6 protein-coding genes and 1 pseudogene are annotated in these 6,579 nt (G+C 67.8%); 5 read left to right on the plus strand and 2 right to left on the minus strand.

Features of this window, described 5'->3' with window-relative positions:
* Window positions 1–4 precede the first annotated feature (4 nt).
* A complete protein-coding gene (locus tag PHQ87_RS13345) occupies window positions 5–667 on the plus strand; it encodes a phosphoglycolate phosphatase (RefSeq protein ID WP_300235262.1) in 663 nt (220 codons plus the stop codon).
* Here PHQ87_RS13345 and PHQ87_RS13350 read toward each other — a convergent pair.
* On the minus strand, window positions 661–1,788 hold the full coding sequence (locus PHQ87_RS13350; RefSeq protein ID WP_300235251.1) for an ABC transporter substrate-binding protein: 1,128 nt from the start codon (window positions 1,786–1,788) through the stop codon (window positions 661–663). The genes PHQ87_RS13345 and PHQ87_RS13350 overlap by 7 nt on opposite strands.
* 116 nt (window positions 1,789–1,904) lie before the next feature.
* Window positions 1,905–2,450 (minus strand): chalcone isomerase family protein, encoded by a 546-nt coding sequence (locus tag PHQ87_RS13355; protein ID WP_300235265.1) that lies wholly within the window; start codon window positions 2,448–2,450, stop codon window positions 1,905–1,907.
* 447 nt (window positions 2,451–2,897) lie between these two features.
* Between PHQ87_RS13355 and trpE the strand changes: the two genes are divergently transcribed.
* The 4 genes and pseudogenes from trpE to trpD all read left to right on the plus strand — a co-directional run.
* The gene (gene trpE / locus PHQ87_RS13360) at window positions 2,898–4,397 is read left to right on the plus strand and encodes an anthranilate synthase component I (protein ID WP_300235254.1); all 1,500 of its coding nucleotides are present in this window, start codon (window positions 2,898–2,900) and stop codon (window positions 4,395–4,397) included.
* A gap of 5 nt (window positions 4,398–4,402) precedes the next feature.
* Window positions 4,403–5,002: an aminodeoxychorismate/anthranilate synthase component II gene (locus PHQ87_RS13365; protein ID WP_300235257.1), complete on the plus strand. Its 600-nt coding sequence runs from the start codon at window positions 4,403–4,405 to the stop codon at window positions 5,000–5,002.
* A gap of 83 nt (window positions 5,003–5,085) precedes the next feature.
* On the plus strand, window positions 5,086–6,162 hold the full coding sequence (gene ltaE, locus PHQ87_RS13370) for a low-specificity L-threonine aldolase (protein WP_300235260.1): 1,077 nt from the start codon (window positions 5,086–5,088) through the stop codon (window positions 6,160–6,162).
* Window positions 6,163–6,177: 15 nt separating this feature from the next.
* Window positions 6,178–6,579, plus strand: a pseudogene (gene trpD, locus PHQ87_RS13375) (anthranilate phosphoribosyltransferase); the annotation flags it as partial.

A 6,579-nucleotide genomic window follows, 5' to 3' on the forward strand; every position in this document is an offset into this window, starting at 1 on the left:
GCTGATGCCCGCAGCCATCATCGTCGACCTGGACGGCACCATGGTCGACACCCTGGGTGACTTCGAGGTGGCCGTCAACCGCATGCTGGCCGATCTGGAGCTGCCCCCGGTGGCGCGTGCCTTCATCGGGCGCACCGTGGGCAAGGGGTCCGAACACCTGATCCGCCGGGTGCTGGCCGAGCAGCTGCAGCGTCCGGAGGCGGCCATCGACAACGGCCTCTACGAGCGTGCCTGGCAGGCGTACCAGGTGCACTACCGGGCCGTCAACGGCACCCGATCCGACGTCTACCCCGGTGTCCACGAGGGCCTGCAAGCCTTTCGGGCGGCGGGCCTGCCGCTGGCCTGCCTGACCAACAAGCCGCTGGCGTTCGCCCTGGGCCTGCTCCAGGCCAAGGGACTGGACGGGTATTTCGCCCATGTGTTCGGCGGCGACAGCTTCGCGCGCAAGAAGCCCGACCCGCTGCCCCTGCTCAAGGCGTGCGAGGCCCTGGGCGTGGCACCATCACGCACGCTGATGGTGGGGGATTCGGAGAACGACGCCCGCGCGGCCCGCGCCGCAGGCTGCCCGGTCGCGCTGGTGAGCTACGGTTACAACCATGGTCAGCCCGTCCACGCGGTCGATGCCGATGCCTGGGTGGACCGGCTGGACGAGCTGCGGCTTCAGTAGAGCAGCTTGCCGTCGGCGGTGACCACGCCGATGTCGACCCACTGGCTGCCTTCGTTGCCCTTGGAGAAGTTGACCCGGAAGCCGCCGAGGTCGATCTCGCCCGCGCGTCGCAGCGCCTCGGCAATGCCCGCCGGCGTGATGCTCTTGGCCCGGCGCGCCGCCTCGATGAACACGCGTGCCGTGATGTAGCCTTCCATGTTGAAGGTCGTGTACGCACCCTTCAGGTCGGGATGGGTCTTTTGCATCGCGGCCCGGAACGCCCGGTGCAGCGGCTGCGTCACCCCCAGCGGGTTGGGGAAGGTCTGGGCGATGCCCACCCCGCGCGCGCCCTTGCCGGCCAGTTTGTGCAGCACGTCCGCCGGCAGGTAGGACAGGGCGAAGATCTGCTGGGAAATGCCCGCCGCGCGCAACGCCGCAATACCCTGACCCATGAACTTCGGGTTGCCGACGACCAGGGCCGCGTGCGGGTTGCGCTTGGCGACCTGCTGGGCGGCCTTCGCGAGGTCGGCATCGTCGATGTCGGACTCGAAGCCGACGACCTCCAGCGACGTGCCCTTGGCTGCGGCCTGGGCCGACGCAAAGCCCGAAGAACCGATGGGGATGTTCTGGTACAGCACGCCCATCGACTGGATGTTCAGCGCGCGCGCGTGCGAGACGATCTTGGCAATCTGCTGGTCGTCACCGGCGCGGATGTGAAACAGCCGGGGATGGCCCGGTTCGCGCAGCACGGTGGCCCCGGGCACGGCGTTGATCACGACCACGTCGTTCTGGTCCAGCACGTGGTTGTCGAGCACTGCCTTGAGCGTGGCCGAGCCCAGGGGCGAAAGCAGGGCCACCGGCTTGCTGGCCATGGCCTCGGCCAGACGGGCCTTGAAGCCGTCGAACGAGTAGGCGTCGTCGAACTTGAGCATCCGCACCTGGCGGCCATTGATGCCCCCGCGGGCATTGACTTCGTCGAAGGCAGCGGCGAACCCCTCGTGCAGCCATACCGGATCAAGGGCCGGCAACACGGTGAAGGCCCCGATGTGCGCGACGACGATATCGTTGCTGTCCTGGGCGATGGCTGAAAGGGGGAGGGCAGAAGAGGCGAGGGCCGCCTGGATCAGATGACGTCGGCGCATGAACAGGTGATGGGGTTGACAGCAAAAAGGGTATTCGAACAACAGTCCCGACCCTGGATCATAGGGTAAACCCTAGGAACAGGACAGCCGGTGGCGACCGTCCTATGGACGGTGGCTTACCGGGCCGGGATGCCCAGCAGTTCGTCCTTCAGGCGCCAGTCCGCGGGCCTGGGTCCGAGCCAGATGCGCATCAGGGCATCGAAGAACTCGGGCTCCCGGAAGGGCTCCCCCTCGATAACGCCCTTGACGGTCAGCACGGTGCCCGTGCCCGGCACCCAGTCCAGCACGAACGACTCGCCCGTGCGCAGCCACTTGTGGCGTGTGAAGACATCGCTCATGCGCATCACACCCGGAATCAGCCTGGAGAAGGCCGAGCGGTCCATGTTGTCCTCCATGCCGCGCGAGAACAGCTTGCCCAGCTCTGCCGAGTCGATGTCGCGCAGCATGGTGATGGTCATCCGTTTGCGACCGGGCATGGACAGGACCCCGTTCATGGTGCTGGCCTTCTTCTCCAGGTAGAGCCCGGCGGTGTAGACCTTGAACATCGCCTTGTAGCGGATGCCGGCGCCATTGAGCACCAGTGGCATGCCCTGCACCTGGATCGTGTCCTCCAGCTTCACGCCGCCCAATTCGATGGTGGCGGCCGCGCACACCGGCATCATCACGGTGGCCAGCACGGTGGCGCACAGGTGGCGGGCCGGAGAAGAAAGGGCTGGGCGCTTCATGGATGAAAAAAAGAACGACCGTTCGCCAATTCATTGTCCGCGCATGCTGGTGTCGGGACAAGGGTTCCGGATCAGGAATAACCCACGTAGCTTTTCGTATGCAGGTCCGGTTGCGCGTCCGGCCGTTGCCCGCCTTTGCTACACTGTATCCATCATGTTTGCCTGTTTCGTGCTCCTCCTCGGTGGTGTGCCGGGCCGTTTCGACGGCCGGGGAGCCTGGCCCTGGCGCAAGCCTGCGTAACAAGCCCTTCCTCCTGGGTCAGGCCCGGCGCCCGTGCCGCGGCGTGCCACCCGCCCGCACCGCAGTCCTCCACCAGGCTGCCACCTTCCTCAGATGACGCAAGCCGCCGGCTTCTCCGTGGCCGGCGCGCCGGAGATGAACACATGATCACCGAACTCGAATTCAGGAGCCTCGCGCAGCAGGGTTACAACCGCATACCGCTGATGACGGAGGCCTTCGCCGACCTCGAAACCCCGCTCTCGCTCTACCTCAAGCTGGCCCATGGCCGGGGCGACGGCCAGTACAGCTTCCTGCTCGAATCCGTCGTGGGCGGCGAGCGTTTCGGCCGCTACAGCTTCATCGGCCTGCCGGCACGCACGCTGCTGCGCGCCAGCGGTTTTGGCGAGGCGGCCACCACCGAGGTGGTGCGCGACGGCCAGGTGGTCGAGACGCACCGCGGCAACCCGCTGGACTTCATCGCCAGCTACCAGCAGCGCTTCAAGGTCGCCCTGCGGCCCGGCCTGCCGCGCTTTTGCGGCGGGCTGGCGGGCTACTTCGGCTACGACGCCGTGCGCTACATCGAGAAGAAGCTCGAAGCCACCTGCCCGCCCGACACGCTGGGCACGCCCGACATCCTGCTGCTGCAGTGCGAGGAACTGGCCGTCATCGACAACCTCTCGGGCAAGCTGTACCTCATCGTCTATGCCGATCCGGCCACGCCCGAAGCCTACCCGACGGCCAAGCGCCGCTTGCGCGAACTCAAGGAGGCGCTGCGCTACTCGGTCAGCGCACCGGTGGTCAAGCCCACGCCAGGCCACCCGGCCGAGCGCAGCTTCGCCAAGGCCGACTACCTCCAGGCGGTCGAGCGCGCCAAGGAACTGATCGCCGCCGGCGACTTCATGCAGGTGCAGGTGGGTCAGCGCATCAGCAAGCGCTATACCGAGTCGCCGCTGAGCCTGTACCGCGCGCTGCGCTCGCTCAACCCGTCGCCCTACATGTACTACTACCACTTCGGTGATTTCCACGTGGTGGGCGCCTCGCCCGAGATCCTGGTGCGCCACGAGCACACCGAGGAAGGGCAGAAAGTGACGATCCGCCCGCTGGCCGGCACCCGCCCGCGTGGCGCCACGCCCGAGAAGGACAAGGCGATCGAGGCCGAGCTGGTCAACGACCCGAAGGAGCGCGCCGAACACGTGATGCTGATCGACCTGGCGCGCAACGACATCGGCCGCATCGCGAAGATCGGTTCGGTGAAGGTGACCGAGGCCTTCGCCGTCGAGCGTTACAGCCACGTCATGCACATCGTGAGCAACGTCGAGGGCATCCTGGCCGACGGCATGACCAACATGGATGTGCTCAAGGCCACCTTCCCGGCCGGCACGCTCACCGGCGCACCCAAGGTGCATGCCATGGAGCTGATCGACCAGCTCGAGCCCGTCAAGCGCGGCATCTACGGCGGTGCCTGCGGCTACCTCAGCTACGCCGGCGACATGGACGTGGCCATCGCGATCCGCACCGCCATCATCAAGGACCAGACCCTGCACGTGCAGGCCGCCGCCGGGGTGGTGGCCGATTCGGTGCCCGAGATGGAGTGGCGCGAGACCGAGCACAAGGCCCGCGCGCTGCTGCGCGCGGCGGAGCTGGTGGAAGAAGGGCTGGAGTGAAGACCATGAGCAAGTCCATTCGCCTCCTGATGATCGACAACTACGACTCGTTCACCTACAACATCGTCCAGTACCTGGGCGAGCTCGGGGCCGAGGTCACCGTGGCACGCAACGACGAGATCACGGTGGACGAGATCCAGCGCCGTCTCGATGCGGGGCAGATCGACCGCCTGGTCATCTCGCCCGGTCCGTGTTCGCCGGCCGAGGCCGGCATCTCGATCGAGGCCATCCGCCGCTTCGCCGGCCGGGTGCCCATCCTGGGCGTATGCCTGGGCCACCAGAGCATCGGTGCCGCCTTCGGTGGCCGCATCGTGCGCGCCGGCCGGCAGATGCATGGCAAGACCAGCGTCATCGCCACCGACCGCAAGGGCGTGTTTGCGGACCTGCCCGAGCGCTTCACGGTCAACCGCTACCACTCGCTCGTCATCGAACGCGACTCGCTGCCCGACTGCCTGGAGGTCACCGCCACCAGCGAGGACGACGGCGAGATCCAGGGCGTGCGCCACAAGACCCTGCCCATCGAGGGCGTGCAGTTCCACCCCGAAAGCATCCTGACCGAGCATGGCCATGCGATGCTCAGGAATTTCCTGGACCAGGCATCATGATGAGCCCCCACGCTCCACCGCTGCGCGGGTCGCTGCCCCCCGGGGGGGCTGATCCGGCTTGGGGCGGCCCGGCGCCGGATCGGATGAGCACGGTCGATCTGCGCAGCGACACCGTCACCCAGCCCACTGCAGCGATGCGCGAGGCCATGATGGCCGCGCCGCTCGGTGACGACGTGTTCGGCGACGACCCCACGGTCAACGCGCTGCAGGAACGCATCGCCGCCATCACCGGCAAGGAGGCGGCGCTGTTCATGCCCTCGGGCACGCAGAGCAACCTCTGCGGCATCCTGGCGCACTGCGGGCGCGGCGACGAGTACATCGTCGGCCAGCAGGCGCACACCTACCGTTACGAGGGCGGCGGGGCCGCGGTGTTCGGCAGCGTGCAGCCGCAGCCGCTGGCGCAGGACGCGCAGGGCCGCATGGCCCTGGCCGACATCGCCGCCGCGATCAAGCCCGACGATCCGCATTTCGCGCGCACGCGCCTGCTGTGCCTGGAAAACACCTGGAACGGCCACGTCATGCCCGACGACTACCTGCGCGAGGCGACGGCGCTGGCGCGCCAGCACGGCCTGGCGACGCACCTGGACGGCGCGCGCGTGTTCAACGCGGCGGTGGCCAGCGCGCGGCCGGGGCAGGGTGCCCACGAGCGCGTGCGCGAAATCGCCGACCATGTCGACAGCCTCTCGGTGTGCTTCAGCAAGGGCCTGGGCGCGCCCATCGGCTCGGCCCTGTGCGGCTCGCGCGAGCTGATCGAGCGCGCGCGGCGCATCCGCAAGATGGCTGGCGGTGGCCTGCGCCAGGCGGGTCTGCTGGCGGCCTGCGCACTGCACGCGCTGGATCACCACGTCGATCGCCTGGCCGAGGACCACGCCAACGCGCAGCGCCTGGCCGAGGGGTTGCGCGGCATCGAGGGGCTGAGCGTGCGCTCGGCTGAAACCAACATCGTCTTCGTCGACGTGGCCGATGGCCGCGGCCCGGCCCTGCTGGATTTCCTCCAGGCCCATGGCGTGCTCGCCACCGGCCTGATCGGCCTGCGCTTCGTCACCCACCTCGGCGTGGACGCGGCCGGTATCGGCCATGCCGTTGCCATCGCACGGCGCTTCTTCGCCGGGGCAAACGTCCCCGGCCCCGCGGGCACGACGATGGCCGGCCCCTACTGAACAGGAGAAACCACCATGCCCCAGAGCCAGAAAATCACCCCGCAGGAAGCGCTGCAACGCACCATCGAGCACCGCGAGATTTTTCATGACGAGATGCTGCACCTGATGCGCCTCATCATGAGCGGTGAAATGTCCCCGCTCATGATGGCCGCCCTGATCACCGGCCTGCGTGTCAAGAAGGAAACCATCGGCGAGATCACGGCCGCCGCGCAGGTCATGCGCGAGTTCTCCACCAAGGTGCCCGTGGCCGACACCCGGCATCTGGTGGACATCGTGGGCACCGGTGGTGACGGCTCGCACACCTTCAACATCTCGACCTGCTCCATGTTCGTGGCCGCGGCCGCCGGCGCCAAGGTCAGCAAGCACGGGGGGCGCAGCGTCTCGAGCAAGAGCGGCAGCGCCGATGTGCTCGAAGCG

The sequence above is a fragment of the Hydrogenophaga sp. genome, assembly GCF_028698005.1.
In the GTDB taxonomy this organism is placed as follows: Bacteria; Pseudomonadota; Gammaproteobacteria; order Burkholderiales; family Burkholderiaceae_C; genus Hydrogenophaga.